This window comes from Iningainema tapete BLCC-T55 (assembly GCF_014698965.1).
GTDB lineage: Bacteria > Cyanobacteriota > Cyanobacteriia > Cyanobacteriales > Nostocaceae > Iningainema > Iningainema tapete.
Genome location: NZ_JACXAE010000003.1, coordinates 1 through 1,066, shown reverse-complemented (window position 1 = coordinate 1,066; position 1,066 = coordinate 1). Strand labels below are relative to the sequence as shown.

1 pseudogene is annotated in these 1,066 nt (G+C 39.3%); it reads left to right on the top strand.

Annotated features, from left to right (window positions below):
* Window positions 1–391 precede the first annotated feature (391 nt).
* Window positions 392–1,066: pseudogene (locus ICL16_RS00190) on the top strand (ISKra4 family transposase); the annotation flags it as partial.

The following is a 1,066-nucleotide window of genomic DNA, read 5'->3' as shown; positions in this document are numbered from 1 at the left end:
TTTTGGCAGAAACATTCAAATAGTCAGGACAAACACAGCTAATGTTAGTACTGAGTCAGGATAAATCTCAACATGATTAAAAACACCATGTGAAAAGTACGGTACTCACCTGAATATTCAGAAGTTATTAATAAGGATTGTCAAGAAGCTGATTCTAGCTTCACAAGCTAATGGAGGGTGCCGAATGTAGGTTGGAGTCAACGTAGTGCTCCCGCTCGCAATGGCTCATTAAGGTTGAACCTTGAGACGGGATGAAGATTTTGGTAAGAGCAATGCAGTGTGGGGTGAGGGGAAACCATAACTTATCTGAGATAGAAAAATATGGACAGACAACGCAAAAAGCGACAAATTATGGGAGAATACAGAAAAGAAAAAAGTGCGGATAACTCCTATGAATTCAGAGAAACAAGAACAGCTCAAAGCTTGCTTAAAAGAATTAGCAACGTTACTGTATGAAGAAGCAGAAAAAAGTGAATTGACCGACCTAGAAAGCATAGAAAAAACAGTGCGAAACCAAGTCTTATCGTATGTGAGTCCAGAGATAGCCCTTTTTTTGTTGAGCAAACAACAGGAACAAAAATAGGAAAGACTAGAAAAGTAAAAAGCATTGTTGGGGAACTCAAATTAAAATCTAAGCAATTGGACAAACTAGGTGTTCAACCCAGAAGTCGGTTAAGTCCATTGCTGCAAAAGTGTTGCCTAAGGATATCAGCGTTCCGTACGTACCAAAACGCCGAAAAAGAGATTGAAGCATTAACCGGAATTAAAGTGGGTCATTCAACACAACAAAATTTGGTACTCAAACAGGAATTTCAACTGCCACAAGCCAAACAATCCGTTTCCGAAGTCAGTGTAGATGGAGGAAAAGTGCGGTTAAGAGGCCCCAAGAATGAAGGCAGCTATTGGCGGGACTATAAAACGGTGAGGATTCAAGGAATCTATTATGGCGCGTTTTTTGATGATAACCAGTCATTAATTGATTATGTGAATAGTCAAACTTTGTCCAACCCACTAGTTTGTTTGGGAGATGGTCATGATGGAATTTGGAATTTAACGAAAGAATTTG